This is a genomic window from Streptomyces sp. NPDC000983 (genome assembly GCF_040299205.1).
In the GTDB taxonomy this organism is placed as follows: domain Bacteria; phylum Actinomycetota; class Actinomycetes; order Streptomycetales; family Streptomycetaceae; genus Streptomyces.
The window spans coordinates 464,280-490,968 of record NZ_JBEPBM010000001.1; the positions used below are offsets into that span (position 1 = coordinate 464,280).

The following is a 26,689-nucleotide window of genomic DNA, read 5'->3' on the forward strand; positions in this document are numbered from 1 at the left end:
GACGCAGGTCACGCCGGAACCTTCGGTTCCGCCGTAATGCAATCGGCGACTTCGAGGTCGTACTGGCAGACCGGCCGCTGCCGGTCCGACCACTGACCCGCGGGGGGACCGTCATGGACATCACCTTGGAGCAGCCCGTAGAGGCTCGTCTGATCACCGCCGACGAGCGCGAACTGCCCGCCACCGCCACGCTCCGCTACGGGGCGGCGGACCCGCTGGCCGTCTACATCGACTTCCCGGCCGAGGTGTCCCTGGACGGCGAGGGCGTCACCTGGACCTTCGCCCGCTCGCTGCTGGCCGACGGGCTGCGCTCCGCGGCGGGCGCCGGGGACGTGCACATCTGGCCGTGCGGACCGGCCCGCACGGTGCTGGAGTTCCACTCGCCGTACGGGCTGGCCCTGATGCAGTTCGAAAGCTCGGCGCTGCGCGGGTTCCTCGGGCGCAGCTACGACGTCGTCCCGGCCGGGCAGGAGGATGTCGCGACGGCCGTCGAGGAGGGTCTCAGCGCCCTGTTCGGCAGCGTCTGACCGACCCCTAGTAGCGCAGCACGCCGGCGATGCCGGTCGCGTCGCCGAGCGTGCCGTCCGGTACGAAGCGGACGTCGGCGCCGGTCTCCAGGCACTGCTCGACGATCTCGTCCACGATGTCCTCGCGGGCGTCGAGGTCGCCGCTCTCGGCCGGGATCAGATGGTCGCCGGCGTCGTCGCGGACGATCGCGCGGTAGTTCTCCTCGACCGCCAGCAGGCCGACCCGGCCCTCCCGGGCGTTCCGCCAGATCTCGTCGAGTCCGGCCGCGTACGCCCTGCGGCCGCGGGCCGACTCCAGGTCGCGGGCCACCTGGTCGGCGGTCCTGCGGCTGTCGGCGGTCACCATGGGGTGCACCGCCTGCCAGACCGTCTCGGCGGTGGAGTCCGCGAGGCCGCCGTGCCGGATGTGGACGGCGTCATGGGTGATGCTGCCGCCGACCTCGTCGAGCAGCGACAGCGCGGCCGTCTCGCCCGTGACGTAGACGGGGCGCGGATCGTGCCGCAGCACCCGGCCCATCGCGGTGTCCGCGTCCCGCAGGAAGTGCCGGGTGGCCTCGTCGCGGAAGGTGCTCGGCAGGTCGCCGATCCGCTCCTGGCGCTCGGCGTCGAAGTTGTCCATGCTCCGGGTCATCGGGAAGCCGCCGACGCGCTCCTCCACGACCCGGTCGCCGCCGCCGTTCCACAGGGTGACGCGGTCGGCGGAGACCGACAGCACCCAGAACGGCCGCTCGGCGGCCTGCGCCGAGACCAGGTTGCGGGTGAGGAAGGTGTCGGAGAGGACCACCCGCTCGGGCACCGTCCGGGCCAGCGACCACACCTGGTGCTCACCCGGGGCGGCGAAGATCACCAGGCCGTCCTCGGCATGGGCCAGGTCCACCTCGGTGAGCGCCTCCTCCAGCTGTCGTACGACGTCGATGCGGCGCTCCCGGGTGACCGCGGGATCCGCCTCCAGCTGCTTCTTGGCGTCGGCGACGACATTGCGCAGCCGGACCGGGTCCTGGGCGTTCTCGGGCTCCCGGCGGTGCGTCGGGGTGAGGACGGAGACCGCGGGGTACGGGCGCGGGCGGCGCAGCTCGGCGAGTGCGGCGGGACTCAGTGCATGCTCCATGACAGCACGATAGAACCGTTTCGCTTATCTGGCACAAGGAGCAAACTGGGCGGGCATTCCCGGCATTTCGCTGTTAATCTCGCTCGGACCGCCGGATGGCGCCCCCGCATCGTCGACCTGCGGTGATGCCCGATCGCCCAAGGACGCCCATGGCCGAGGCCCGGACCACGACCGAGCAGTCCCGCACCGCCAAGCTGAGTCTGCCGACGCTCACCATGATGGTGGTCGGCTCGATGGTCGGCGCCGGTGTCTTCTCCCTGCCGAGCCGCTTCGCCCAGGAGACCGGCGTCGCCGGAGCCCTGATCGCCTGGGCGGTGGCCGGCACCGGCATGCTGATGCTGGCGTTCGTCTTCCAGACCCTCGCGGTGCGCCGTCCCGACCTGGACGCCGGTGTCTACGCCTACGCCAAGGCCGGGTTCGGCGAGTACCTGGGCTTCTTCTCCGCCTTCGGGTACTGGGCCAGCGCCTGCGTCGGCAACGTGACGTACTGGGTACTGATCATGTCCACCATCGGCGCGGTGGCACCGGCGCTCGGCGACGGCGACACGGTCCTCGCGGTGGTGCTCTCCTCGGCGGGGCTGTGGCTGTTCTTCTGGCTGATCAGCCGCGGGGTGAAGGAGGCGGCCGCCATCAACCGGATCGTCACCGTCGCCAAGGTGGTGCCGATCCTCATCTTCGTGGTGATCGCGCTGTTCTACTTCGAACCGGCCGTCTTCGCCGACAACTTCGGCGGCGCCGACTATGCCGGTTCGCTGTTCCAGCAGGTCAAGGGCACCATGCTGGCCACCGTCTTCGTCTTCCTCGGGGTGGAGGGCGCCAGCGTCTACTCCCGGCACGCGCGGCGCAGGGAGGACGTCGGACGGGCGACCGTGCTGGGCTTCCTGAGCGTCTTCGCGGTCTTCGCCTCGGTGACCGTGGTGAGCTACGGCCTGATGCCGATGGGCGAGATCGCCGAGCTGCGCCAGCCCTCCATGGCGGGGGTGCTGGAGCACGCGGTGGGCAACTGGGGGCAGGTCTTCATCAGCGTCGGGCTGATCGTCTCCGTCCTCGGCGCCTATCTCGCCTGGACGCTGATGGCGGCCGAGGTGCTGTTCGTGGCCGCCAAGGACGACGACATGCCCCGCTTCCTCAAGCGGTCCACCCCCGCCGACGTGCCGCTGCCCGCGCTGGTGATGAGCACGGCGTTGAGCCAGGTCTTCCTGATCGTCACCTACTTCTCCGACGATGCCTTCGACTTCGCCCTGAACCTGACCAGCGCGCTCACCCTGATCCCGTTCCTGCTCGCCGCGGCCTTCGCGCTGAAGATCTCCGCCGCAGGGGAACGGCAGCGCGCCACCGAACTGGTCGTCGCGGCGCTGGCGACCTTCTACACGGCTTTCCTCATCTACGCGGCCGGGCTGAAGTTCCTCCTGGTCTCCCTGATCGTCTACGCGCCCGCCTCCGTGCTGTTCGTCATGGCCCGCAAGGAGCAGGGAAGACGGGTCTTCAGCGCCCGCGAACTCGTCATCCTCGCCGTGTCGGTGATCGGCGCGGTGATCGGCGTCGTGGCCCTGACGCTGGGCTGGATCAGCATCTGAACCCCCGGAAGGTGCAGTGTGAGCAGTCAACAAACCCCTCCCGTGTACGGCGTCCACTCCGAGGTCGGCCGGCTGCGCAAGGTACTGGTCTGCGCGCCCGGCCTGGCACACCGCCGGCTGACCCCGAGCAACTCCGACGACCTGCTCTTCGACGACGTGATGTGGGTCGAGAACGCCCAGCGCGACCACGCCGACTTCGTCAACAAGCTGCGCGAGCGCGGTGTCGACGTGATCGAGCTGCACGATCTGCTGGCGCAGACGATGGCCGTGCCGGGCGCCCGGGACTGGCTCCTCGACCGCAAGATCGTGCCCAACGAGGTCGGTCTCGGGCTCGTGGACGGCACCCGGGCGTATCTGGAGACCCTGAAGACGGCCGAGCTGGCCCGGTACCTGATCGGCGGTCTGGCCACCGGGGACCTGCCCGACGAGTACCGCTCCGCCAGTGTCGCCCTGGCCCGCGAGTCGACCGGCGTGCGCGAGTACCTGATGCCGCCGCTGCCCAACACCCTCTACACCCGCGACACCACCTGCTGGCTCTACGGCGGGCTCACCCTCAACCCGCTGTACTGGCCCGCCCGTCACGACGAGACGCTGCTGATGAAGGCGGTGTACCGCTTCCACCCCGACTACGCCGGCTCCACGGTGTGGTGGGGCGACCCCGAACTCGACTGGGGGCAGGCGACGTTCGAGGGCGGCGACATCATGCCGGTGGGACGCGGCGTGGTGCTGATGGGGATGAGCGAGCGCACCTCGCGCCAGGCCATCACCCAGGTCGCGAAGGCGCTGTTCGAGGGCGGCGCCGCCGAGCACGTCGTCGTCGCCGGCATGCCGCGGCTGCGCTCGGCCATGCACCTGGACACGGTGTTCACCTTCGCCGACCGCGACCTGGTCACCCTCTACCCGACCATCATGGACGGCGTCCACACCTTCTCGCTGCGGCCCAGCGACAAGGCTCCCGGCGTGGAGGTCGTCGACGAGGCCCCGGCGTCCTTCGTCGACGTCGTCGCCAAGGCCCTCGGCCTGCCGGAGCTGCGGGTGGTGGAGACCGGCGGGGACGTCTACGCCTCCGAGCGCCAGCAGTGGGACAGCGGCAACAACGCGGTCGCGCTGGAACCGGGCGTGGTGTTCACCTACGACCGCAACACCCAGACCAACACGCTGCTGCGCAGGGCGGGCGTAGAGGTCATCACCATCGTCGGCGCCGAACTGGGCCGCGGCCGGGGCGGCGGCCACTGCATGACCTGCCCGATCGTCCGGGACCCGGTCGACTTCTGACGCCTCCCGGCGGGCTCAGGCGGCCTGCCGGACGGCGATCGTGCCCTGGGCGACCGCGCACAGGGCCGGCGCGCCGCCGCCCTCGACCGTCGACAGGTCGCAGCGCGCGACCACGCGGGTGCGCCCCGCCCGGACGACCCGCGCACGGGCGCGCAGCACCTCCCCCCGCGCGGGGCGCAGATAGTCGATGGTGAACCCGGCCGTGATCAGCCCGGCGCCCGCCACGGTGCCCGCGGCGAACGTGAGCGCGTTGTCGGCGGCGTAGCCGAGGACCCCGCCGTGCACGAAGCCGTACTGCTGGAGCAGTTCCTCGCGGATGTCGACCTCCAGGACGGCCTCGCCCTCGCCGAAGGCGGTGAGCCGGGCGCCCAGCAGGGCGCTGAAGGGCTGCGCCGCCAGGATCACCCGGGCCTGTTCCAGATCGGCGATCTCGTTCATCCCGCACCTCACTTCACTAGTGAACTGAGACTGGCGCGCGCCGGTCGGCTCTGTCAAGATCGGCCCATGTCCGAGCCCGACGACCGCCTGTACTTCCTGTTGCAGCGGGCCGCGCACCGGCTGCGCACCACCGCCGACCGCCGCTGTGTCGCGGCGGCGGGCGTCACCACCGCCCAGCTCGGCGCGTTGTTCGCCGTCGAGGAGCGGCCGGGCGCCACCCAGCGGTCGCTGGCCCGCACGCTCGGCCTGCGCGAGTCCGCCGTGACCGCCCTGGTCGCCCGCCTGACCACGGCCGGCCTGCTCACCAGATCGGCGCACCCGAGCGAACACCGCGCCGTGGTCCTGGAGTTGACCGAAGCCGGACGGACCGCCCTGCACGCCGCCCGCCCCGAGATCGACCGCTTCAACACCGAACTGCGCACCCTGCTGGGCGACGACGGCTTCACCCGGACCGCGGCAGCCCTGCACCGCATCGCGTACGACGACTGAGACCCGACGACCGAGACCCGACGACGAGGCGCCCCAAGTGTTCGAGTACCACGGCTGGATCACCGTGCGGGAGAGCGCGGTCGCGGACGACGACGAGGCCCGGCTGGGCCGGATCGTCGACGGGCTGCGCCTGCGCATCGAGGCCATGGACAGCCCGTACCTCGCCGACCTGCGCTGGATGAACGGGGAGGTGTTCGTCCATGTCGGCGGCAGCTCCAACCACCGGTCGGAGCCCGATGTCCTCGCCCTGTTCGAACATGTCGCGGGGGTCGCCCCGGGCTCCTACGGACTCCTGCACGTCATCGACGACGAGGACCCGGGCCACGAGAACGAGGTGCGGGTGCTCAGGCTCGCCCGAGGCGTCGTCAGCCGGCACACGGAACCGCTGCTGTCGCCGTGCGTCCCCGTCCTGGAGGACCCCTACGGCGTCCTCGTGCGGCCCCGGACCGACCGGGACCTCGACGCCTGTGTGCGCGTCCTCGCCGAGGTGCACGGCCGGGACGGCTACCCCGTCGACTGGCCGGACGACCCGGCCGCCTGGTTGGCCCCGCCGTCGGACCTCGCGACCTGGGTCGCGGAGACCGACGGCCGGCTCGCCGGGCACGTCCGGCTGTCCCGCGGCGGCCCGGGCGACGCGGCGCCCGGAGTGTGGAGCGCCCTGTCCGGGACCGACGCGGCGGCCGCCGCCGTGATCAGCCGGCTCTTCGTCGCCCCCTCCGCGCGCGGGCAGGGGATCGGCGCACTGCTGGTGCAGCGGGCCGTCGCCGCGGCGCGGGAGCGCGGTCTGTGGCCGGTGCTCGACGTGGTGGCCTCCGACACGGCCGCGGCGGCCCTGTACGAGCGGCTCGGCTGGCGGCTGCTGGCCACCGTCGACCAGGAGTGGGGCCCGGGGCGCACGGTGGCCGTCCGCTGCTACGCGGCGGGGGCCTGACGGGGTCAGCCGATCTCCTCGGGGCCGCACGAACTGCCGTCCGCCGGGAGCGAGCCGTACAGCAGGAACGCATCCACCGTGCGCTGCACGCAGGTGGAGGAGGCGTACCCGGTGTGCCCGCCGTCGCGGTTGTCCAGGACGACGGCCGCGGAGCCGAGCCGCTTCGCGGTCTCCACGGTCCAGCGGTACGGCGTCGCCGGGTCGCCCCGGGTGCCGACCAGGAGCAGCTTCGGGGTGTCCAGGTCCTTGACCGCGTCGCGGATGAAGTCGGTGCCCGCCGGGCGGCCGTAGCACATGAGGATCTCGGTGAGCCGGTAGCGGCCGAAGACCGGGGAGGCGCGCTGGTACTCGGCGCGCAGCCGGGGCAGGTCGCGGGTGATGCGCTCGGCGCCGGGGCGGTCGGGATCGTCCGCGCAGTTGATCGCCATCAGCGCCGCCGGGAGGTTGTCCAGGGGCACCTCCTCGGCATCGGTGAGGCCGCCGTCACCGTCGCCGTCGCGCGCGGGCCCGGCGATGCCGCCGTACGCGAAGTTCACGACGCCCGTGGTGTCGCCGTCCTCCACCAGCGCGGCGAGGGCGCGTTGCAGCGACGGCCACAACTCCTCGCTGTACAGGCCCTGTCCGAGGGCGCCCGCGAGGTCCTGCCCGGTGAAGGAGTCACCGAAGGCCGTCGGCACGGGGTCCTTGTCCATCGACCGCACCAGCCGTACGACCTCCTCACGCGCGGTGCGCGCGTCCTCGCCGAACGGGCAGGCGATGTCCTTGGTGCACCAGTCGATGAAGTCGTCCAGCGCCGCCTGCTGGCCCCTGGCGCCCACCACGCCCTGCTCGGTGAGCGACTCGGTGAGGGTGTCGACCCCGTCCAGCGCCATCCGGCCCACCTTGTCGGGGAACTGCTTGGCGTACACCGCGCCGAGCCGTGTGCCGTAGGAGAAGCCCAGGTAGTTGAGCTTGTCGTCGCCGAGGGCCTCGCGCATCACGTCGAGGTCGCGGGCGGCGTTCACGGTGCCGATGTGGGGCAGCACCGGCCCGGAGTTGCGGGCGCAGGCGGCGGCGGTGCGGCGGATCTCCTCCAGCAGGGCCCGCGGATCGGAGTCGAGGCCGGTGCCGTCGTCCGTGGTGTCGGACGTCTCCTCGGTGCCGACGCCGCAGCTGACCGGCGAGGACCTGCCGACGCCGCGGGGGTCGAAGGACACCACGTCGTAGCCGTCGGTCAGGCTCATGAACTCCTTGCCACCGTAGGCGAGTTGCGGGACGCCCGCGCCGCCGGGGCCGCCGAAGTTGAGCAGGACCGAACCGCGGGAGTCGCCGGTGGCCCGGTAGCGGGCGAGGGCGAGGTCGAGCGTGCCGGCGCCGGGGTCGCCGTAGTCGAGGGGGACGGTGACCTTCCCGCACCGGAGGTCCTCCGGCGCGTCCATGAACTCGCACTTCCCCCACGACACCTTCTGGTCGTAGAAGCGGGACAGGGACGGCTTCTCGTCGTTCGCCGCGGGCAGTCCGAGCCCGAGCAGGCAGAGCGCGGCGGCCGAGATGACCGCGCAGCGTCCGAGGGCGGACCGTTTCGACCGCACGACCGGCATCGATGCCTCCAGGGCGCCCGTCGGCGGACCGGGATGCGGCGCCCTCGAACACGATAGGCGGCCCGCGCGAACACCGCCTCCGGGCGAGTCGGCCCGACGCGGCCGGCGGGGGCCTCACCGGGCCACGCCCGACAGCAGCACCATCCCCGAGTCGCCGTAGTCGGGGAGCGTGGGGTCGGAGTCGATGTGGGTGACCGACAGCTCCTGGGTCAGGGGGGTGAACACGTCGGTCACCCGCTCCGGGTCGATCGGGCAGCCCGGCCAGCGCGACGCCGGGCCGATGCGGTACGTCGGCATGTTCTCCATGAACGCCGCCACCAGGTACCCGCCCGGGGCGACACAGCGCACGAAGGCCCGGCAGAAGGCGGTGAACTCACCGAGGTCCTCCGTGGCACCCTCGGCGACGAAGTGCATCGACGCCAGTCCGTAGGCGTCCGCCGGCAGGTCACGGACGTCCGCGTGCACCACGTGCACCGGCGCCAGCGCCCGCGCCGGGGTCGGCGGCACGGCGGGGTTGAGCCGCCGGCACAGGGTGTGGAACGGCAGCCAGCTCGCCTCGGGCCCGCACATGATCTGCCGCTCCAGGTAGTCCACGTTCCCCGAGCCCGCCTCGACGGCCTCGATCCGGCGGCTGACCGCGGCCGCGAGCATCAGCGGATACAGGTTCGGCCCCGCCCCGAACTCCACCGAGCGGTCCACCGAGGCGGACGGCAGATGCCGGTAGAACGCCGAGTGGTGCGCGATGACCGCCGCGTCCGAGGGATGCACGTCCCGGTAGTTCTCGGCGAGGTAGTCGGCGACCGGCCAGCGGTCCCAGTCGACGTCGTCGTTGTGGGTCGTCATGGCTGCACCAGCCCCGGTGCCTGGGCCGCGGCACCCGCTGCCCGGCGCCGCAGCGGGTACCGCTGCGCCAGCCGGGTCAGCGTGCCGTTCAGCCGGTCGATGTCCTCGTCGGAGTTGAGAGCGGTGAGCTGGACGCGGAAGCCCACCCGGTCCCGGGGGACGAGCGGGTAGGCGGCGAGCGTCACATAGACGCCCTCGGCCCACAGGAACCGCCCGACCGCGTCCAGGCTGTCCGGATCGGCCAGCGGGATCTCCAGGATGGGCAGCCCGTCGCGGTTGAGGCAGTGCACGTCCAGGGAGGCCAGGTGGTCCAGCACCCGGGCCGTCTTGCGGTGCAGGTCCGCCCGCAGGAGGTCCCCGCGGCGGTCGTTGACCTCCAGGCCCGCGAGCGCCGTGGCGAGCGACGCCGTGGGCGAGGGACCGGAGTACAGATAGGGGGCCGCGGCCGTCTTCAGCCGGTTCTTCAGCCCGGTCGGCAGCGCCAGGAAGGCCAGCAGCGACGAGTAGGCCTTGGAGAACCCGGCGACCAGCACGATCCCCTCGTAGGAGTCGCCCGCGTACCGCACCACGCTGTTGCCGCGGGAGCCGTACGCGCACGGCTCGTCCGGGCCCCGCTCGCCGATCACGCCGAAGCCGTGCGCGTCGTCGACGTACAGGGTGGCGCCCCTCGCGCGGCAGACGGCGGCGAGCGCGGACAGGTCGCAGACGTTGCCGCTCATGCTGTTCACGCCGTCCAGGCACACCAGCCGGGGCCCGCCCATGGGCGCCGCCGCCAGCAGCGAGTCGAGTTCGCCGGGCCGGTCGGCGTGGAACCGCCGCAGCGTGGCGCCCTGGCTGCGGGCCACCAGGCAGCCGTCGTAGACCGTGCGGTGGGCGGTGGCCTCCACGAAGACGTGCCCCTGTTCCGCGAGGACCGGGATGACCGAGTTGTGGATGAGGGTGAGCGTCGGCAGCAGCAGGGTGTCCGGGGCGCCCAGCAGTCCGGTGAGCCGCTCCTCGATCGCCGGGTAGAGCCGGGGGCTGCCCAGCAGCCGCGACCAGCTCGGATGGGTGCCCCACTGGCGCACCGCGGGTTCCACCGCGGCCATGATCTCAGGGTCCCAGTCGAAGCCGAGGTAGTTGCAGGAGGCGAAGTCGATCAGCCAGTGGTCGCGGCTGCGGATGTGCCGGCCGCGCACCTCGTCCAGGACGGCGTCGCTCATCGGGCTGGTGCGCCGCAGCCGCTCCAGGTCCTCCGCCCGGTTCGGGCGGCTCGGCGCGGTGGCCGGCGAGGGGGACCGGCGCGGGGGCCGGGACGACGGCGTACGGCCGCCGCCGCGCCGCCGCATCACCCGCTCGGTCTGGTCGATCGTCATCGGGCGGGCGAAGAGATAGCCCTGCCCCAGCCGGCACCCCATGCCGGCCAGCAGGTCCCGCTGCGCCGGGTCCTCGATGCCCTCGGCGATCACCTGAAGGCCCAGGGTGTCGGCGAGCCGCACGATTCCCTCGACCAGCGCGACCTGCTGGGTGTCCCGGGTGATGTCGTCGATGAACGACTTGTCGATCTTCAGCACGTCGATGGGGAAGTCCCGCAGATAACGCAGCGAGGAGAAGCCGGTGCCGAAGTCGTCGACCGCGATCCGCACGCCCAGCTCCTTGAGGGTGTGCAGCACCGCCTGGACCTCGGTGTCCCGGCGCAGCAGCACCGTCTCGGTCAGCTCCAGCTGGAGCGAGCCGGGGGTGAGGCCGGGGGTGCGCAGGGCGTTGCCGACATGGTCCAGGAAGGCGCCGTCGCGGAACTGCCGGGCGGAGACGTTGACGCTGATGAACGGCGGCCCCTCGCGCGGCTGGGTCAGCGCCGGGAGCCCGGCGAAGTCGCTGACGGCGTTCTTCAGGACCCACGCGCCGAGGGCGGCGATGTGCCCGGTCTCCTCGGCGAGGGTGATGAACTGCTCCGGCAGCACCGGCGGGCGCGGGGCGCCCGGCCAGCGCACCAGCGCCTCGAAGCCCACGACCTGGCCCGCGGAGATGTCCACCACCGGCTGGTAGCGCAGGGTGAACTCCTCGTCGGCGACGGCCCGGGCCAGCCGGCTCTGCAGGTCGTGCCGCTCGACCATCCGCGTGTGCAGCATCTGCTGGAAGCGCCGCCACTGCCGTTTGCCGGCCGCCTTCGCCGCGTACAGGGCGAGGTCGGCGTGGCGCAGCAGCTCCTCCGCGTCGGTGCTGTCCCGCGCGGTGGCCACGCCGACGCTCGCGGAGACCGTCACCGCCTCGTCGGCCAGCACGAACGGCCGGGACAGCGCCTGGATCACCTGCGCGGCGAGCAGCTCGGCGTCGAGCGGCTCCCGGGCGTCCTCCATCAGGACGGCGAACTCGTCGCCGCCGAGCCGGGCCGCGGTGTCGCTGCGGCGCAGGGTGCGGGACAGACGGGTGCCGACGGCGTCCAGCAGCTGGTCGCCCGTGCTGTGCCCGAGGGTGTCGTTGACCTGCTTGAAGTCGTCGAGGTCGATGAAGAGCAGACAGGTCAGCGCGGACTCGCGGCGGCCGCGGAGCAGGGCGCGTTCGATCCGCTCCAGCAGCAGGGTGCGGTTGGGCAGCCCGGTGAGCGAGTCGTGGAAGGCGCGCTGAGTGAGCTCCTGCTGGAGCCGGCGCTGCTCGGTCACGTCCCGCAGGGTGACCACCAGGCCGCCCACGGTCGGCTCGGCGCGGAAGTTGGTGCACCGCACCTCGACCTCGACATGGCCGTCGCGGCGGTGCACCCACCAGTGGTCGTGCCCGGCGCGGGACTGGTCGTCCCGCATGGACGCGAGCGCCCGGGCCGCCCGCGGCCGGTCCCGGGGGTCCATCAGGTCCGGCAGCGAACTGCCGGCCAGTTCCGAGGTGCCGAACACGGCGCCCGCCGACGGGCTGGCGTACCGGATGGTGTCGTCGTCCTCCACGATCAGGATGACGTCGCTGGTGTTGCGTACCAGCGTGCGGAAGTACGCCTCGCTCTCCCGGCGCACGACCTCCTGGCGGAGGCGCACGCGCTCGACGGCGAGACCGGCGTGCGAGGCGAGGATCTCCAGTGAGCCCCGGGTCTCGGCGAGCCGTCTGGCGGGGCCGGCGACCAGCAGCGCGCCGGCGGGGCCGTCGGCCGGGCGGTCGGGCTGGGTCATGGGGCAGACCAGCACCGCGGGCAGTCCGGCGAACTCGGTGGCCAGGGCCGCGCCGAGGGTGTCGGGGGTGGTGAGGTGGGAGGCGCGCAGGGCCGGGTCGGCGGTCTCCTCGGTGGACAGCACCCGGGTCCGGTGCCGTACGCCGGGACCGAGCAGGCGGTCGACGGCCGCCTCGCAGGAACTGGTGACGTCGGGCAGCCGGAAGGCGGAGACCAGTGAGGCGGCCGCACCGCGCAGCGCGAGTTCCCTGGTCACCGCTCTGCGGTGGGCCACGACCATGACCGCGAGCCGCAGGATGACCAGCAGGAACAGCACGGCCGAGAAGGCGGCGATCACGGCCGCGTCGTGGGCGGTGCCGCGGATCGCCTCGTGCAGCAGGATCCCCGGTGCGATGAGGGTCGCCAGGGTCAGCAGCAGGAGGCGGCTGGCGGGCGGCAGGAGGGACTCGCGGGTGGGGACGGACGCGGTCAGCTCCACCATGGCCGGGTGGAGCGCGGCCAGGCCCCAGGCGGTGTAGAAGGCGATCCAGCCGGCGTCGAGCAGGGTGCCGGTCTGCCACATGTCGTTGAGCTGGAGGATGCCGTAGGCGATGTCGAACAGGAGCAGGGTCGAGGTGCCGATCACCAGGAGCTGCACCGACCGGTTGGGGCCCTTGAGCGGGGTCGGGGCCAGCAGGCGGACCAGCAGGGCCAGGACGAGGACGTCGCCCAGGGGGTAGGCGATGCTGATGGCCCGTTGCTGCCAGGTGAGCCCCTCCACCTCGGTGAGCGGCTGGATCAGGTACACCCACACCGGGAGCGCGAGGCCCGCGGTGAAGATCAGCGCGTCCAGCAGGCTGGGCAGGTCCTTGCCGGCCCACCGGTAGCGGATCAGTCCGGACAGACCGACGGCGAAGAGCGGATAGGTGGCGAGATAGCAGGCGTCGGCCGGTGAGGGGAACGGATTGGAGACGTCGAAGTACGTCTCCATCACGTTGTAGTACGTGTCACCGGCGATGAACGTGAACAGCCCGGCCGCCAGTGCCCACCAGGGCCATCGGTGGGCGGGCCGGTGCAGGTGCACGCCGACCAGCACGGCGCCGACGCCCAGGAGGCCGATCACGGCCCAGACCGGGGTGAGTGCGGCGGGGACGGTCAGGTAGACGGTGGTGGCGACCGCGACCAGCGTCACCAGTACGGCCGTCGGCCGCTGTTGCGGGTGCAAGGTCATGCGCCTCCCCGCGTGGGGGGACCCTGCCGTCCACCTGGCCGGGGCCTTTACCGATCTTAGGCAGCGCCGGTCGGCCCGTGCATCTCGGCGGGGGTACGCCCGGTCAGTGCCGCCCCTCGTGGAAGCGGACGTGCAGCGCCCGCACCCGCGCGGTCAGTTCGGGCGCCGGGCCCTCCACCGTCACGCCGGGCGCGATGTCGTTGACCGGCAGTGCCCGTACCGGAGCGGCGGGTACGCCCAGTTCGGTCAGCCAGCCGGTGAGCTGCTCGGTGGAGGCGGCGTACACGATGCGGCCCAGGCCCACCCAGGCGTGCGCGGCCGCGCACATGGGGCAGTGCTCGCCGGAGGTGTACACGGTGGCCGCGGCCCGCTCCTCGGGAGTGAGGTGCGCGGCCGCCCAGCGGGCCAGTTCGAACTCGGGGTGGCGGGTGCGGTCCCCGGAGGCGACCCGGTTGTGGTCCTCGGCGAGGACGGTCCCGTCGGCCGAAACGAGCACCGATCCGAACGGCTCGTCGCCGGCGTCCAGCGCCTCGGCCGCCAGCTCCACGCAGCGGCGCAGGTAAGGCAGTTCGGAGTCCTTCACGGCCATGGTGTACGGCCCCTTCTCGCTCGGTGGTCCCGCTCGGTGATCTTCCCCCGCACCCTACGCCCGGCCCTCATTGCTACAGGATCTCGCGAGAGTTATAGTCTCTAACGAACCTGGCAATGACTCGCAGTCACTCGTCCCGAGAAGGGGTCAGCCATGACCGCTCCCGCCCAGTCCCTCCACGTCGTCCTCGGCTCCGGGCCCGCCGGGACCGCGCTCGCCGCCGAACTGGTGCGCAGGGGGCACCCGGTACGGCTCGTGGATCGCAGGGGTGAGGGGCCCGCGCCCGCCGGGGCCGAACGGTTCGCCGCCGATGTCGCCACGGCCGACGGGGCGAAGGCGGCCGTCGCCGGAGCCGCGGTGGTCCACCACTGCGTCAACGTCGGCTACCACCTCCAGGTCGAGGTGATGCCCCGGATCCAGCAGGCCGTCCTGGCCGCTGTGGAGGCCGCCGGCGCGCGTCTGGTGGTGCTCGACACCCTCTACCCGTACGGCGAGACCGGGGGAGCGGTCAAGGCCGGGTAGTTAGCCTGTTTGTGCTGGTGGCAAGGGGGTTGAGATCCAGGCTGTGGCTGCGTAGAGGCCCGGTCCGAGTTTGTGGATGAGCCCGGTGGCGGCCCATCGGGACAGCTGCCGGTACATGGTGTGCAGGGTGATGTCGCCGAAGTGGGCGGCGATCTCCGCGGGTCTCCACAGGCGGGTCGGGTCGTCCTGCAGCAGGGCGAGGACGCGATGGCGTCGGCGCTGGGCCGGGACGGTGTAACGGTCGTCTCGGGAGGTCGTGGGCAAAGGCGGCTGTTCGGGGCCGGGTTCGAGGACGGTGACGGCGAGGTCGGTGATGGTGGGGCTGCGATCTGGACGGCCGTCGTCGCGTCGCTCGCTGTAGCGGGACATCGGCGACTTGACCTTGCGGGTGCTGGTCCGGTGGCGGCGGGGCGCAAGAAGGCGGGCCAGCACCCGGCGGCCGATCAGTCCGAGGCATCCGTGCTCGTCGGGAACGATCCCGGCGGCCTGGACGACCTGGTCGCGAGCGGTCTGGAGTGCCACGGTGAAACAGCAGCGATCGGGGTCGGTGCCGCGGACGGACTCGGCGGCCTCGACCATCACGGCCCGTAGGGCCTGGTAGAGCGTGAGCAGGGCCCACATCTCCTGCTCGAGGCCGGCGGGGTCGTTCGAGCGGAGGGTCCGGCCGGCCATGATCGTGTGGCGGAGTGCGTAGTACGCGCTCTCGTTCTCCCAGCGCTCGTGGTAGAGGTTGATCAGCACTGTCGCGGGGTGCCGACGGGCGTTGGTCAAGGTGGTGACCAGCCGGTATGAGCCGGCGAAGACGGTACCGTCGGCGCAGGTCACCGTGACCTCGGCATCAATGACCCGGACGTTGACGGTGCCGATCACCGACAGATAGGAGCCGTCGTCGAGACGGGCCAGGACCGGGGTGCGCCGGTTGCTGCGGAGTCGGCCCAGTACCTTTGCGCCGGTCGCGGTCGCCCGGGCGAGGAAGGCGTTGGCGTCGAAGCCCTTGTCCCACAGCACCAGCATGTCCGGCCTCAGCAGGTGCAGCAGTCGGCAGGCGTAGGCGGTCTCGCCCTCATCGGTGGGACCGAACACCGCCCCGATCAGGGACCTCGTCCCTGTCTCGACCAGCGTCATCAGCTCCAGCGTGGGATACCCGTGATGGGCCGTCCGCCGCAGCCAGGACCGGTTGCGGGGCGAATCGGGCGCCCGCAGCGAGCTGCAGCCGTCGAAGGACACGGTCCGGTAAGCGCCGAAAAGCACCCCCGGTGTGGTCGGGCGGGCCAGCGGCCCAGCAAGCACCTCGAACAGCGACCGCACCGGCGCGGCCCCCAGCCGCCGACGAAGGTCCCGCAGGGCCTTCGAACTCGGCGAGGCCACAGGCATCCCGGCCAGGCCAATGGTGAGCTTGTCCCAGACCAGCCGGTAGCCGACCTCGGGGAACAGACACATTGCAAGCAGGAAGTACATCCCGACCCGGGACGGCAGATCACGTAGCCGCCGCTGCACCGTCCGCGTCTCCTTCAACACCGCGTCCACGAGCTCGAACGGCACCACGGCGGTCAGCTCTCCCAGATGCCCCGGCGCGAACCGGCCCGCAGCCACGGTCACTGTACGAGTGATGGCCGTCACCGCGGACGGCAGGGCAGAATGAACCCGCAACGGAGCTCCTCACGTACAAGCTGTCTTGGTCGACTGCCTGTACCAACGAGCTCCGTTGTGCTTTTGCCTCGAACCCTCAACGCCCTTGCAGGGCCTGCGGAAACGCTAACTACCCGGCCTTGGGGGAGCGGTGATGACCGAGGACACCCCGTGGCGGGCGACCACCCGCAAGGGGCGCATGCGCGCGGAACTGGACCGGCGCTACCTCGACGCGCACCGCGAGGGACGGGCGCGCGTGGTCCTGGGCCGGTCGGCCGACTTCGTCGGTCCCGGCGTGCTCAACTCCACGCTCGGCGGGGCCGTCTTCCCCGCCGCGCTGACCGGCGGCGAGCTGCCGGCTCTCGGCGACATCGACCTGCCGCACAGCTACACCGCCATCGGGGACGTCGCCGCGGGACTCGCCACCCTCGGCGAGCGGCCCGAGGGCGACGGCCGCGTCTGGCACCTGCCGACGGCGCCGGCCGTCAGCACCCGCGAGATCCTCGCCCTGATCGAGAAGCGGGCGGGCCGCCCGCTGAACCTCGTACCCGTGCCCGAGGCCCGCCCCTTCGGCCCCTTCGACGAGGAGTTCATGGCCGAGTACGCGGAGATGTTCTACCAGCACACCGAGCCCCAGATCGTGGACTCCTCGGCGTTCGAGCGAGCCTTCGGGGTCGCTCCCACGCCGCTGGCCGAGACCGTCGACGCCACCGTGGAGTGGTACGCCGCACAGCTCGGCCGGCAGCAGTGATCAGCGACGCGCCCTCGAACGGTCCAGCGCGGCGACGCCGAGCGCGGCGAGGCCGATCTGGATGAGCCACTCGATCCAGTCGGGGCCGTCGGTCGAGCGGACGTCGAACGCGTCCGCCAGGGCCGTCCCCACCAGGGCGGCCACGATGCCCACGACGATCGTGAGCAGGATGCCGATGCGCTGACGGCCGGGCACCACCAGCCGGCCCAGGACACCGATGACGATGCCGATCACGACGGCGCTGATGATGCCTGAGATCTCCATCTCCACCCCTTCTCCTCGGTTCCCACCAACCGGATGCCCGGGGAGGGCGGGGACATGCCCGCGAGGGGTGCGGCGCCGGGCGGTGCGCCCGCACGCCGGTCGAACGGCCCGGAAGCGCGACGCCGGCCGGTCCGTTCGTCCCGGACCGGCCGGTGCCTCCTCCTCCGTCTCCCCGGACCTCACTTCGTGGCTGTCACGGCTTGCGCGTGCTGCGCGCCGCCGTCATCGCGCACACCAGCCCCAGAATCACGGCCAGCGTGCCGATGATGATGTTGTTCCACACGACACCCGCGTCCGGGCTGTCGCCGACGATCCACGGCGAGACGATCATCCAAGCGCCCAGCGCGCACATGGCCCAGCTCAGGCCGTACATGCGCTCGGGGGCCCGGGTGAACCCGAGGGCCAGCAGGGCGATGGCGATGCCGATCACCAGGTTGTGCGGCACGAGGTCGGGTTGGCTGGTGGTGTAGTGGACGATCCACGGCGACACGGCGCAGTACAGACCGAGCAGGAACACCGGTCCGTCCACGAGCGCCACATCGCGACCGCCGAGCATCCGGGCGTAGCGTTCGCGCATTTCCAGTGCGTCGGGATGGCTGGTGATGTCACCTCTGGTGGGCGAGACGTTGGCCATGACTCGTCTCCTTTGACTCGCAGGCCTGACCGCGACTGGTGCGGTATGCGGTAAAGCGCCGCTGATATACATACTGCCCTTATTTCACCTTTATGTGTAGATCCTGTCTGTTATGTGCAGGGCCTGTGGGTGTTCCGCCTACACACTCAGCGCCTCCCGCACCGTCCGCTCGGCCTCCTGCCCGCCCTCACCCTCGGAGGTGACCCGGCCCGCCTCCAGCACGCAGTACCGCTGCGCCGCCCGCATGGCGAAACCGACGTGCTGCTCGACCAGCAGCACCGACAGACCGCCCCGCGCGGACAGCGCCAGGATCGTCTCCTCGATCTCGGCCACCACCGAGGGCTGGATCCCCTCGGTCGGCTCGTCCAGGAGCAGCAGCCGCGGCTCGCCGACCAGGGCGCGGGCGATGGCCAGCTGCTGACGCTGACCGCCGGAGAGCAGACCCGCCCTGCGGTTCGACAGGGCCCGCAGCGCCGGGAAGAGGTCCAGCGCCTCCGCGGTCGCCGCCTTCCCGCGCCGCCGGCCGTCGGCGACCAGCCGGAGGTTCTCCGCGGTGGTCAGCTGCGGGAACGACTGCTGGCCCTGCGGCACGTACGCCATGCCCCGCGCCACCCGCTCGTGCGGCCTGCGCCGTGTGATGTCCTCCCCGTCCAGCCGCACACTGCCGCGCACCGGGGTCAGCAGCCCTACGGCGGCGCGCAGCAGGGTGCTCTTGCCGGCGCCGTTGTGGCCCAGCACCGCGGCGACCCCGTCCCTCGGCACCCGCACGGACACGCCGTGCAGCACCGTGCTGCGGTGGTAGCCGACCCGGATGTCGTCGATCTCCAGCATCTACGCCTCCTGTACCGCGACGTCGGCGGGTGCGTGCCCCAGATAGACCTCCTGCACCCTCGGATCGGCCTGCACCTCGGCGACCGTGCCCTCGCTGAGCACCCGGCCCGCGTGCAGCACGCTCACACTGCGGGCGAAGGAGCGCATGAAGTCCATGTCGTGCTCGATGACGACGACGGTCCGCTCCGCGCTGATCCGCTCCAGCAGCTCACCGGTGGCCTGCCGTTCGTCGTGGCTCATCCCGGCGACCGGCTCGTCCAGGAGCAGTAGCCGTACGTCCTGCACGAGCAGCATGCCGATCTCCAGCCACTGCTTCTGGCCGTGCGCGAGCGTCCCGGCGGGGGAGTCGGCCAGCTCGGTGAGCCCGATCGTCTCCAGCGCCCTCGCCACGGGCTCCGGCACCGACCTGCGCCGCCGCAGCATGGTCCACATCCCGCGTCCGGCGCCCGCCGCGATGTCCAGGTTCTGAAGGACCGTCAACTCCTCGAAGACGGTGGCGGTCTGGAAGGTGCGCCCGATGCCCGAGCGGGCGATCCGGTGCACGCTCCGGCCGAGCAGCTCCGCCCCGTCGAACCGCACCGAGCCCTCGGCCCGCACCAGCCCGGTGACGGCGTCGACCAGGGTCGTCTTGCCGGCGCCGTTCGGACCGATCAGGAACCGCAGATCTCCCGCACGCACCTCCAGGTCCACGCCGTCCACGGCGGTGAAACCGTCGAAGGAGACCCGCAGTCGACGAATCTCGAGTCCTGCCGGCTGTTCGCTCATGCTGCTTCTCCCACGGAGAGGGCGGGGGTCTGCCGGGCTGCCCTGCGCCGCCGCAGGAGCGCCGCGAGCGAGGCGAGCCCGCCCGGCAGGAACGCCAGCGCGACGACGAACAGCAGACCCTGGAAGTAGGTCCACGCGGCCGGGAACTCCTCGGACAGCGCCGTCCTGGCCCAGGCCACGCCGATCGCGCCGAGCACCGCGCCCACCAGGGAGGCCCGGCCGCCCACGGCGGCGCCGATCACGAACTCGATCGACGGCACGATGCCGATCATCGCGGGCGAGATGATGCCGACCGCCGGCACGAACAGCGCACCCGCGAGCCCCGCCATCCCGGCCGCCACCACGTACGCGACGAGCTTGACGTTCGCCGGGTCGTACCCGAGGAAGCGCACCCGCTCCTCGGAGTCCCGTACCGCGACCAGGAGTTCGCCGTAGCGGCTGTGGATCAGCTGCCGGGCGAGGGCGATCAGGGCCAGCAGACAGGCGGCGATGACGAAGTACACCATCCGCTGGTTGACCGGGTCGTCGAGGTCGTAGCCGAAGAAGCCCTGGATGTCGGTGAGTCCGTTGGTGCCGCCGGTGGTGGCCTGCTGGCCGATCAGCCAGATCGCGAAGGCGGCGGCGAGCGCCTGGCTCAGGATGGCGAAGTAGGCGCCCTTCACCCGGCGCCTGAAGACGAACGACCCGAGGACCGCGGCGACCGCCATCGGCAGCAGCACGGTCGCCGCGAGCGCGAACAGCGGGTTCCCGAACGGCCGCCACCACCAGGGCAGTTCGGTGGCGGTGCCGTACAGGGCCATGAAGTCGGGCAGGTTGCCCGGGCCCGCGTCGGCGATCTTCAGATGCATCGCCATGGCGTAGCCGCCGAGCCCGAAGAACACACCCTGCCCGAGGGTCAGCAGCCCGCCGCGGCCCCAGGCCAGACAGATGCCGACGGCGACCATGGCCGTGCACAGGTACTTGGCGAGCAGCCCGAGCCGGAAGTCCGACAGGGCCAGCGGGGCGACGGCGAAGAGCAGGGCAGCGGCCCCGGCGAACCCGGCCGCGGCCCGCGTGGAGCGTCCCTTGAACAGGTTCATACGAGACTCCTGGTGCGCAGCGTGTACAGCCCCTGGGGGCGCCACTGGAGGAACGCGACGATGGCCACCAGGACCAGCACCTTGGCGACGCTGACGGTGGTGGAGTACTCCAGCACCGACTGGAGTGCGCCGAGTGCGAAGGCGACGATCACCGTGCCCTTGAGCTGGCCGATCCCGCCGACCACGATCACCAGGAAGGCGTCGATGATGACGTTGGTGCCCATCGTCGGCCCGATCGGACCCACCAGGGTGAGCGCGACCCCGGCCACGCCCGCGAGTCCGGAGCCGAGGAAGAACGCCGTCCGGTCGACCTTCGAGGTGGAGATCCCGGACACCTCGGCGAGGTCGCGGTTCTGCACCACGGCCCGGATCCGGCGGCCCAGCGGGGTGAGCCGCAGCGTCAGTGACAGGGCCACGACGGCCGTGACGGCCAGGGCGAGGATGAACAGCCGGCTGTTGGCGAAGGTGAGCGGATCGTCGCCGCCGACGACCGTGATGTTGCCGGTGAGCCAGTCGGGCGCCCGGGTCTGCACGTTCGGCGCGCCGAAAATGTCCCGGGCGAGTTGCTGGAGCATCAGCGAGACGCCCCAGGTGACGAGAAGTGTGTCCAGCGGCCGCAGATACAACCGGCGTATCAGCAGCCATTCGAGCAGGGCCCCGAGGGCACCGGAGACGAGAAAAGCGACGGGAAGGGCGACCAGCAGCGAAATTCCGGCGCTCGAAATGGACTTCTGAAGGACGAATGTGGTGTAGGCGCCCGCCATGATGAACTCGCCGTGCGCCATGTTGATGACGTTCATCTGGCCGAAGGTGAGCGAGAGGCCGAGGGCGATGAGGAGCAGGACGGCACCGATGCTGATGCCGGTGAAGGTCTGACCGAGGATCACGGTCACGGGGCGGCTCCGGGGGACGGACGCCGCTGGCCCGCCAAGGGACGGGCCAGCGGACGGTGACGGTCGGTCAGGAGAGTTCGGAGGCCCAGTCGTAGCCCTTGAGGTACGGGTCCGGCTTGACGGGCCCGCCGGAGTTCCACACCTCCTCGATCAGTCCGTCGGTGCCGATCTCGCCGATGCGGGCGGTCTTGTGGATGTGCTGCGTGGCGCCGTCCACGGTGACCTTGCCCTCGGGCGCGTCGAAGGTGATGCCGTCGGAGGCGGCCTTGACCTTCTCCGGGTCGAAGGACTTCGCCTTCTCCACCATCGCCTTCCACAGGTAGACCGAGGTGTACGCGGCCTCCATCGGGTCACTGGTCGGCTTGTCCTGGCCGTAGGCGTCCTTGTACGCCTTCACGAACCTCTCGTTCGCCGCGCCCGGGGTGGTCTGGTAGTAGTTCCACGCCGTCAACTGGCCCGCCAGGTACTGGGTGCCGATCGACTTGACCTCCTCCTCGGCGATCGACACCGAGACGACCGGCATGGACTTCGCGGTCAGTCCGGCGGACTTGTACTCCTTGAAGAAGGCCACGTTGGAGTCGCCGTTGAGGGTGTTGAAGACCGCGTCCGCCTTCGACGCCTTCACCTTGTTGGCGATCGTGCTGAACTCCGTGGAGCCGAGCGGCGCGTAGTCCTCGCCGAGGACCGTCATGCCGTTGGCGTCGGCGTACGCCTTGATCTCCTTGTTGGCGGTGCGAGGGAAGACGTAGTCGCTGCCGACCAGGTAGATCTTCTTCAGGCCCTTGCTCTTGAGGTAGTCCAGTGCCGGCACGATCTGCTGGTTGGTGGTGGCGCCCGTGTAGAAGATGTACGGGGACTGCTCCAGGCCCTCGTACTGCACCGGGTAGAACAGCAGCGATTTGTTCTTCTCGAAGACCGGCTTGACCGCCTTGCGGCTGGCGGAGGTCCAGCAGCCGAAGGTGGCCGCGACCCGGTCCTCCCGGATCAGCTTCTGGGCCTTCTCGGCGAAGGTCGGCCAGTCGGAGGCGCCGTCCTCGCTGATCGGCTCGATCCTCTTGCCGAGCACCCCGCCGGAGGCGTTGATCTCCTCGATCGCCAGCTTGACCGCGTCACGTACGGTGACCTCGCTGATCGCCATGGTGCCGGACAGCGAGTTGAGCAGACCGACCTTGACCGTGTCGCCGCTGACGTCGGCCTGCGCGGCCTTGTCGGACGTCGCACCGCCCTCGTCGGTCTTGGCGCCGCACGCGGAGAGCACCACGGCCGCCGTGAGCGCCGCGCCGCCGGCCAGGAGACGCCGCCGGAGTACACGAGAAGCACCGAAACCGCCGGAAGCCCCGAAACCGCCGGAGGCATCGGAATCGCCGGGACCGCTGAAACCGTTTGAACGGCTGGAACCGCTGGAACCGCTGAACAAAGGAACTACCCCCTCGGGTATGGAGGACGACAACCTCCTGAAGCGCGGTCCACAGACTCAAGTCCCCCTGTTTCAGGGGTGTTTCGCGCTACTTTCCCCAAGGCAACAAAAAACGCCCCGGCGTTCCGCGACATGCGCCTGGAAAACGCATTCACAATTCGCCCGAGGCATTCTAATTACTTTCTGTGGGAAGTATCTTGACGGCGCCGGGGACTGTCAAGGGGCGGGGAGGTCCAGCTCGGTCAGCACGTCGAAGTCGAGCCCCTCGGCGCGGGCCAGGTAGATCCGCTGCCGGACATGACGGCCCCTCAGATGCATGAGCCCGCGCGGCCCTTCGTAGGAGACGGTGTCGGCCGCCGCGCCGATGGCGGTGACGTCGAGGGTGCCCGCCCGCCTCAGCAGCGCGGCGAGCAGCAGCACACCCTCGTAGCAGGACTCGCCGAGGCTGCCCAGTGCGGGCGCCTGAACGCCGTAGCGGCCGGCGTACCGGCCGTGGAAGTCGAGGGTGTCCTGGTTGGCGAGCGAGGCGAAGAACCCGGCGGTGCTGTACAGGTCCTCGGTGGCCGAAGGGCCGCTCGCCATCAGCATGTTCTCGTCCATCAGCGTGCTCAGCCGCAGACAGCGGGCGGGCAGTCCGGACGCGGCGAACGCCCGGTTGAAGCGCACCGCGTCACTGCCGACCAGCAGCATCAGCACGGCGTCCGCCTCGGAGCGCTCGATGTGCCGCAGCACCGGCTCGAAGTCATGGGTGCCGAGCGGGAGATACACCTCCCCCTCGACCGTGCCGCCGCACGCGCGGGCGTACCCGTGCGCGGCCCGCGCCGTACGGCGCGGCCAGACGTAGTCGTTGCCGACCACGAACCAGCGGCGCACCCGCCGCTCGCGCGCCAACAGGGCCATCGCGGGCCGGAGTTGGTCGCGCGGGGTCTCGCTGGTGAGGAACACCCCCGCGGTGTGCTCACCGCCCTCGTACAGCGCGGTGTAGACGTAGGGCACCCGATGGGCGATCCTCGGCGCCAGCGCCTGACGCACCGAGGAGATGTGCCAGCCCGTGACGCCCTGCACCACGCCCAGGTCCACCAGCCCTTCCACGTGGTCGGCGATCTCCCGGGGCGTACCGCCCCCGTCGACGGGCACCAGGCGCAGTTCCCGGCCGAGCACCCCGCCCGCCCGGTTGACCTCCTCGGCGGCCAGTCGGGCGCACAGCTCGCAGGTCGGCCCGAAGAGGCCCGCCGGCCCCTGGAGGGGGAAGACCAGTGCCACCCCGAGCGCGGAGTCGTCGGCCGGGACCCACTCGGGCGGCGCGGAACGGTGCCGGAACATGGCGTCATGATTTCGGGTCCGCCCGGTGAACTCCAGCCTGTCTCATACGATGTACGCACCCCGTGACCTAGGAGCACGATGCCACCCTCATCCGCGCGTCGGTCCCGTGATCTGGTGCAGCTCCTGACCCGCGCCGAGCGGCTGGTCGCGCGCCGGCTGCAACGGGCCCTCGACGAGGAGGGCTGCTCGCCGGACGCCTGGCGGGTGCTCGCGCTGCTCTCCGACGGGCAGGGCCATCACATGACGGCCGTCGCGGAGGCGGCGTTCCTGCCGCCGCCGACGCTCACCAAGCTCGTCGACCACCTGGTCGACCAGAACCTCGTCCACCGCCGTGTCGACCCGCTGGACCGGCGCCGCGTCCTGGCACACCTCACCCCGCGCGGCGCGGACTACTGGCGCCGGGTCGACCGGGCCGTGCGCGCGGACTGGCCCGTCCTGGGCGAGGGCGACGACGAACTGCTGCGCGGGCTGCTGGACCGGCTCGCGACCGCCCTCGACGACTCCACCCGGGTGTGACCGGCGCGTCGCGCGAAGTGATCAGGGTGTCGCGGGAATCAAATCGGGCACGGTGATAGTTGGCAATTACATGCAACCGTCCCGGGTCGTAGTCGTCGGCCCGCGCACCCTCAGCGAGGCACCGTGAACCACCCAGCCGACACCGTGGCGCGCCTGCGCGCCGCCTTCCGCACCGGCCGCACCAAGCCCGTCGAGTGGCGGGTCAGCCAGCTGCGGCGGCTGCGTGACCTGCTCACCGAGCACACCGACGACCTGGCCGCCGCGCTCCACGCCGACCTCGGCAAGAGCGCCACGGAGGCCCGGCGCACCGAGATCGGGTTCACCGTCCGCGAGATCGACCACACCCTCGACCACCTCGACGAGTGGCTGCGCCCCGAACCGGCCCCGGTCCCCGACCGGCTCGGTGCCGACGCGCGCGCCTGGACCCAGTACGACCCGCTGGGTGTCGTCCTGGTCATCGCACCCTGGAACTATCCCGTCCAACTGCTGCTGACGCCGCTCCTCGGCGCCCTCGCGGCCGGCAACGCCGTGGTCGCCAAGCCCAGCGAGCTGGCCCCCGCCACCTCGGCGGTCCTGGCCCGGCTGCTGCCCGCCTATCTGGACCCGGAGGCCGTAGCGGTCGTCGAGGGCGGGATCCCGGAGACCACGGCCCTGCTCGCCGAGCGCTTCGACCACATCTTCTACACCGGCAACGGCACGGTCGGCCGCGTCGTGATGCGGGCCGCGGCCGAGCACCTGACCCCGGTCACCCTGGAACTGGGCGGCAAGTCACCGGCGTTCGTCGACCGGGACACGGACCTGTCGGTCGTCGCCGACCGGCTGGCCGCGGGCAAGTTCCTCAACGCCGGCCAGACCTGCGTGGCCCCCGACTACGTCCTGACCGACCCGGCGACCGCCAAGGCCCTGGAGGCCGAGTTCGTCCGCGCGGTGGAGGCCCTGTTCGGCACCGACCCGGCGTCCTCGGGGGAGTACGGCCGGATCGTCAACGAACGGCACTTCGACCGGCTGACCGCGCTGCTCGACTCGGGGCGCGCGGTGGTCGGCGGCGGCAGCGACCGCGCCACGAAGTACATCGCGCCCACGGTGCTGGCCGACGTCGACCCCGCCTCGCCCGTCATGCGCGAGGAGATCTTCGGCCCGATCCTCCCCGTCGTGACCGTCGCCGGGCTCGACGAGGCGATCGAGTTCATCAACGACCGGGACAAGCCCCTTGCCCTGTACGTCTTCTCCGCCTCGGAGGGGACCCGGGACCGCGTCGCCGCCGAGACCTCCTCCGGCGGCCTGGGCCACGGTCTGCCCCTCGCCCATCTCACCGTCTCCGACCTGCCGTTCGGCGGGGTCGGGGAGAGCGGCATCGGCAACTACCACGGCCGCTACTCCATCGAGACGTTCAGCCACCGCAAGGCGGTGCTGGAGAAGCCGCTGGCCTGACACGCGGACGGGCCGCACCTCTCCCCGGGGAGAGGTGCGGCCCGTCGTCGGTGCGGGCTCAGTTGGTCCTCAGACCGCGGCTGCGCAGCACCCGCCGTTCCAGCGGGCTGAAGATCAGCAGGTCGATGGCGATGCCGACGAGGAGGATCAGGAAGATCGCCAGGAACACCTGGGACATGCTCGCGTTGTTGCGGCCGTTCTCCAGCAACTGCCCGAGTCCGACGCCGAGATCGGGGGAGGAGGCGATGATCTCGGCGGCCATCAGCGAGCGCCAGGAGAACGCCCAGCCCTGCTTCAGACCGGCCAGATAGCCCGGCAGCGCGGCCGGCATCACGATGTGCCGGGCGCTGTTCAGACCGGTCGCGCCGAGGGTGCGTCCGGCGCGCAGGAACAGCGGGGGGATCTGGTCGATGCCCGAGACCAGCCCGTTGGCGATGGAGGGCACCGCGCCGAGCAGGATGACGGCGTACATCATCGAGTCGTTGAGGCCCAGCCAGATCACCGCGGGCGGCACCCAGGCGACGGACGGCAGGGACTGAAGACCGGACAGGATGGGTCCGATGGCGGCGCGGACGAACTTCACCCGGGCGACCAGCAGGCCGAGGGGCGTGCCGATGGCCAGAGCGAGGAGGAAGCCGAGCAGGCCGCGCGAGACGCTGGTCCAGATGTAGTCGAGCAGCGTCCCCTGCACCCACGCGGCGTGCACCTCGTCCCAGACCGCCGAGGGGGAGGGGAGCTTGTAGTCGGGTGCGACCTCCGCCCAGACGAGGATCTGCCACACCGCGAGCACGAGCGCGACGGCCGTGACGGGGGGCAGGACCTTGCGCAGGAGGGTTTCGCGCAGGGGGGTGCGGCTGGTCTGGACGGTGTCGAGGGCGTCCAGGCCGGCTTCGAGCCCGGCGAGATCGGAGGTGTCAGTGCTGGCCATGGC

General features: G+C 71.5%; 23 protein-coding genes and 3 pseudogenes. 10 read left to right on the forward strand and 16 right to left on the reverse strand.

Annotated features, from left to right (window positions below; genetic code table 11):
- Positions 1-113 precede the first annotated feature (113 nt).
- Positions 114-527, forward strand: coding sequence for an SsgA family sporulation/cell division regulator (locus ABT296_RS01820; RefSeq protein ID WP_351922379.1), 414 nt, complete (start codon positions 114-116; stop codon positions 525-527).
- A 7-nt stretch (positions 528-534) separates the two neighbouring features.
- On the opposite strand, the gene ABT296_RS01825 is transcribed toward ABT296_RS01820, so the two are convergent.
- Entirely contained in the window at positions 535-1,635 is a 1,101-nt protein-coding gene (locus ABT296_RS01825) for a baeRF3 domain-containing protein (protein WP_351922380.1), read from the reverse strand.
- Between the two features lie 149 nt (positions 1,636-1,784).
- On the opposite strand from ABT296_RS01825, the gene ABT296_RS01830 reads away from it, so the two are divergent.
- Both ABT296_RS01830 and ABT296_RS01835 read left to right on the forward strand, forming a co-directional pair.
- Positions 1,785-3,212 (forward strand): basic amino acid/polyamine antiporter, encoded by a 1,428-nt coding sequence (locus tag ABT296_RS01830; protein WP_351922381.1) that lies wholly within the window; start codon positions 1,785-1,787, stop codon positions 3,210-3,212.
- Positions 3,213-3,230: 18 nt separating this feature from the next.
- Positions 3,231-4,487: an arginine deiminase gene (locus tag ABT296_RS01835; RefSeq protein ID WP_351922382.1), complete on the forward strand. Its 1,257-nt coding sequence runs from the start codon at positions 3,231-3,233 to the stop codon at positions 4,485-4,487.
- Positions 4,488-4,502: 15 nt separating this feature from the next.
- Here the strand turns inward: ABT296_RS01835 and ABT296_RS01840 are convergent, their stop codons facing one another.
- On the reverse strand, positions 4,503-4,925 hold the full coding sequence (locus ABT296_RS01840) for a PaaI family thioesterase (RefSeq protein ID WP_351922383.1): 423 nt from the start codon (positions 4,923-4,925) through the stop codon (positions 4,503-4,505).
- A gap of 66 nt (positions 4,926-4,991) precedes the next feature.
- On the opposite strand from ABT296_RS01840, the gene ABT296_RS01845 reads away from it, so the two are divergent.
- The 3 genes and pseudogenes from ABT296_RS01845 (at position 4,992) to ABT296_RS01855 (ending at position 6,345) form a co-directional block, all read left to right on the forward strand.
- Positions 4,992-5,414, forward strand: coding sequence for a MarR family winged helix-turn-helix transcriptional regulator (locus ABT296_RS01845; RefSeq protein WP_351922384.1), 423 nt, complete (start codon positions 4,992-4,994; stop codon positions 5,412-5,414).
- A gap of 37 nt (positions 5,415-5,451) precedes the next feature.
- Positions 5,452-5,820 (forward strand): annotated as a pseudogene (locus ABT296_RS01850) (Imm7 family immunity protein); the annotation flags it as partial.
- Between the two features lie 63 nt (positions 5,821-5,883).
- The gene (locus tag ABT296_RS01855; RefSeq protein WP_502977155.1) at positions 5,884-6,345 is read left to right on the forward strand and encodes a GNAT family N-acetyltransferase; all 462 of its coding nucleotides are present in this window, start codon (positions 5,884-5,886) and stop codon (positions 6,343-6,345) included.
- 5 nt (positions 6,346-6,350) lie between these two features.
- On the opposite strand, the gene ABT296_RS01860 is transcribed toward ABT296_RS01855, so the two are convergent.
- From ABT296_RS01860 to ABT296_RS01875, 4 genes are all read right to left on the reverse strand, one after another.
- The gene (locus ABT296_RS01860; RefSeq protein WP_351922385.1) at positions 6,351-7,925 is read right to left on the reverse strand and encodes an alpha/beta hydrolase; all 1,575 of its coding nucleotides are present in this window, start codon (positions 7,923-7,925) and stop codon (positions 6,351-6,353) included.
- A gap of 114 nt (positions 7,926-8,039) precedes the next feature.
- A complete protein-coding gene (locus tag ABT296_RS01865) occupies positions 8,040-8,768 on the reverse strand; it encodes a class I SAM-dependent methyltransferase (protein ID WP_351922386.1) in 729 nt (242 codons plus the stop codon).
- Positions 8,765-13,114 (reverse strand): aminotransferase class I/II-fold pyridoxal phosphate-dependent enzyme, encoded by a 4,350-nt coding sequence (locus tag ABT296_RS01870; RefSeq protein WP_351922387.1) that lies wholly within the window; start codon positions 13,112-13,114, stop codon positions 8,765-8,767. Before ABT296_RS01870 ends, ABT296_RS01865 begins: the two co-directional genes overlap by 4 nt.
- A gap of 103 nt (positions 13,115-13,217) precedes the next feature.
- Entirely contained in the window at positions 13,218-13,703 is a 486-nt protein-coding gene (locus tag ABT296_RS01875) for a nucleoside deaminase (RefSeq protein WP_351922388.1), read from the reverse strand.
- 153 nt (positions 13,704-13,856) lie between these two features.
- On the opposite strand from ABT296_RS01875, the pseudogene ABT296_RS01880 reads away from it, so the two are divergent.
- Positions 13,857-14,213: pseudogene (locus ABT296_RS01880) on the forward strand (NAD(P)-binding domain-containing protein); the annotation flags it as partial.
- A gap of 12 nt (positions 14,214-14,225) precedes the next feature.
- On the opposite strand, the gene ABT296_RS01885 reads toward ABT296_RS01880, so the two are convergent.
- Entirely contained in the window at positions 14,226-15,818 is a 1,593-nt protein-coding gene (locus ABT296_RS01885) for an IS4 family transposase (protein ID WP_351922389.1), read from the reverse strand.
- Positions 15,819-15,996: 178 nt separating this feature from the next.
- On the opposite strand from ABT296_RS01885, the pseudogene ABT296_RS01890 reads away from it, so the two are divergent.
- A pseudogene (locus ABT296_RS01890) lies at positions 15,997-16,605 on the forward strand (Rossmann-fold NAD(P)-binding domain-containing protein); the annotation flags it as partial.
- Here ABT296_RS01890 and ABT296_RS01895 read toward each other — a convergent pair.
- The 8 genes from ABT296_RS01895 to ABT296_RS01930 form a co-directional block, all read right to left on the reverse strand.
- Complete coding sequence (locus ABT296_RS01895; RefSeq protein WP_351922390.1) at positions 16,606-16,869, reverse strand: GlsB/YeaQ/YmgE family stress response membrane protein; 264 nt, start codon at positions 16,867-16,869, stop codon at positions 16,606-16,608.
- Positions 16,870-17,062: 193 nt separating this feature from the next.
- On the reverse strand, positions 17,063-17,503 hold the full coding sequence (locus ABT296_RS01900) for an SPW repeat protein (protein WP_351922391.1): 441 nt from the start codon (positions 17,501-17,503) through the stop codon (positions 17,063-17,065).
- 138 nt (positions 17,504-17,641) lie between these two features.
- Complete coding sequence (urtE, locus tag ABT296_RS01905; protein ID WP_351922392.1) at positions 17,642-18,334, reverse strand: urea ABC transporter ATP-binding subunit UrtE; 693 nt, start codon at positions 18,332-18,334, stop codon at positions 17,642-17,644.
- A complete protein-coding gene (urtD, locus tag ABT296_RS01910; protein ID WP_351922393.1) occupies positions 18,335-19,099 on the reverse strand; it encodes an urea ABC transporter ATP-binding protein UrtD in 765 nt (254 codons plus the stop codon).
- Positions 19,096-20,178, reverse strand: coding sequence for an urea ABC transporter permease subunit UrtC (urtC, locus tag ABT296_RS01915; RefSeq protein ID WP_351922394.1), 1,083 nt, complete (start codon positions 20,176-20,178; stop codon positions 19,096-19,098). The genes urtD and urtC overlap by 4 nt, the downstream gene beginning before the upstream one ends.
- A complete protein-coding gene (gene urtB / locus ABT296_RS01920) occupies positions 20,175-21,071 on the reverse strand; it encodes an urea ABC transporter permease subunit UrtB (RefSeq protein ID WP_351922395.1) in 897 nt (298 codons plus the stop codon). The genes urtC and urtB overlap by 4 nt, the downstream gene beginning before the upstream one ends.
- Before the next feature lie 67 nt (positions 21,072-21,138).
- Positions 21,139-22,329, reverse strand: coding sequence for an urea ABC transporter substrate-binding protein (urtA, locus tag ABT296_RS01925; protein ID WP_351922396.1), 1,191 nt, complete (start codon positions 22,327-22,329; stop codon positions 21,139-21,141).
- A 375-nt stretch (positions 22,330-22,704) separates the two neighbouring features.
- Positions 22,705-23,811: a substrate-binding domain-containing protein gene (locus tag ABT296_RS01930; RefSeq protein ID WP_351922397.1), complete on the reverse strand. Its 1,107-nt coding sequence runs from the start codon at positions 23,809-23,811 to the stop codon at positions 22,705-22,707.
- A gap of 78 nt (positions 23,812-23,889) precedes the next feature.
- Between ABT296_RS01930 and ABT296_RS01935 the strand changes: the two genes are divergently transcribed.
- Together ABT296_RS01935 and ABT296_RS01940 are read left to right on the forward strand one after the other, a co-directional pair.
- The gene (locus ABT296_RS01935) at positions 23,890-24,327 is read left to right on the forward strand and encodes a MarR family winged helix-turn-helix transcriptional regulator (protein ID WP_351922398.1); all 438 of its coding nucleotides are present in this window, start codon (positions 23,890-23,892) and stop codon (positions 24,325-24,327) included.
- A 42-nt stretch (positions 24,328-24,369) separates the two neighbouring features.
- Positions 24,370-25,758, forward strand: coding sequence for an aldehyde dehydrogenase family protein (locus tag ABT296_RS01940; protein ID WP_351922417.1), 1,389 nt, complete (start codon positions 24,370-24,372; stop codon positions 25,756-25,758).
- A 58-nt stretch (positions 25,759-25,816) separates the two neighbouring features.
- Here ABT296_RS01940 and ABT296_RS01945 read toward each other — a convergent pair whose 3' ends face one another.
- Positions 25,817-26,686, reverse strand: a complete 870-nt coding sequence (locus ABT296_RS01945; protein WP_351922418.1) for an ABC transporter permease — start codon at positions 26,684-26,686, stop codon at positions 25,817-25,819.
- Positions 26,687-26,689: the final 3 nt, after the last annotated feature.

Excerpts from the sequence above, each read along its gene's own strand:
- ABT296_RS01820 (WP_351922379.1), top strand. The coding sequence starts at position 114 with ATGGACATCACCTTGGAGCAGCCCGTAGAGGCTCGTCTGATCACCGCC.
- ABT296_RS01825 (WP_351922380.1), bottom strand. The coding sequence starts at position 1,635 with ATGGAGCATGCACTGAGTCCCGCCGCACTCGCCGAGCTGCGCCGCCCG.
- ABT296_RS01830 (WP_351922381.1), top strand. The coding sequence starts at position 1,785 with ATGGCCGAGGCCCGGACCACGACCGAGCAGTCCCGCACCGCCAAGCTG.
- ABT296_RS01840 (WP_351922383.1), bottom strand. The coding sequence starts at position 4,925 with ATGAACGAGATCGCCGATCTGGAACAGGCCCGGGTGATCCTGGCGGCG.
- ABT296_RS01845 (WP_351922384.1), top strand. The coding sequence starts at position 4,992 with ATGTCCGAGCCCGACGACCGCCTGTACTTCCTGTTGCAGCGGGCCGCG.
- ABT296_RS01860 (WP_351922385.1), bottom strand. The coding sequence starts at position 7,925 with ATGCCGGTCGTGCGGTCGAAACGGTCCGCCCTCGGACGCTGCGCGGTC.
- ABT296_RS01865 (WP_351922386.1), bottom strand. The coding sequence starts at position 8,768 with ATGACGACCCACAACGACGACGTCGACTGGGACCGCTGGCCGGTCGCC.
- ABT296_RS01870 (WP_351922387.1), bottom strand. The coding sequence starts at position 13,114 with ATGACCTTGCACCCGCAACAGCGGCCGACGGCCGTACTGGTGACGCTG.
- ABT296_RS01875 (WP_351922388.1), bottom strand. The coding sequence starts at position 13,703 with ATGGCCGTGAAGGACTCCGAACTGCCTTACCTGCGCCGCTGCGTGGAG.
- ABT296_RS01895 (WP_351922390.1), bottom strand. The coding sequence starts at position 16,869 with ATGGAGATCTCAGGCATCATCAGCGCCGTCGTGATCGGCATCGTCATC.
- ABT296_RS01900 (WP_351922391.1), bottom strand. The coding sequence starts at position 17,503 with ATGGCCAACGTCTCGCCCACCAGAGGTGACATCACCAGCCATCCCGAC.
- urtE (WP_351922392.1), bottom strand. The coding sequence starts at position 18,334 with ATGCTGGAGATCGACGACATCCGGGTCGGCTACCACCGCAGCACGGTG.
- urtD (WP_351922393.1), bottom strand. The coding sequence starts at position 19,099 with ATGAGCGAACAGCCGGCAGGACTCGAGATTCGTCGACTGCGGGTCTCC.
- urtC (WP_351922394.1), bottom strand. The coding sequence starts at position 20,178 with ATGAACCTGTTCAAGGGACGCTCCACGCGGGCCGCGGCCGGGTTCGCC.
- ABT296_RS01930 (WP_351922397.1), bottom strand. The coding sequence starts at position 23,811 with ATGTTCCGGCACCGTTCCGCGCCGCCCGAGTGGGTCCCGGCCGACGAC.
- ABT296_RS01935 (WP_351922398.1), top strand. The coding sequence starts at position 23,890 with ATGCCACCCTCATCCGCGCGTCGGTCCCGTGATCTGGTGCAGCTCCTG.
- ABT296_RS01945 (WP_351922418.1), bottom strand. The coding sequence starts at position 26,686 with ATGGCCAGCACTGACACCTCCGATCTCGCCGGGCTCGAAGCCGGCCTG.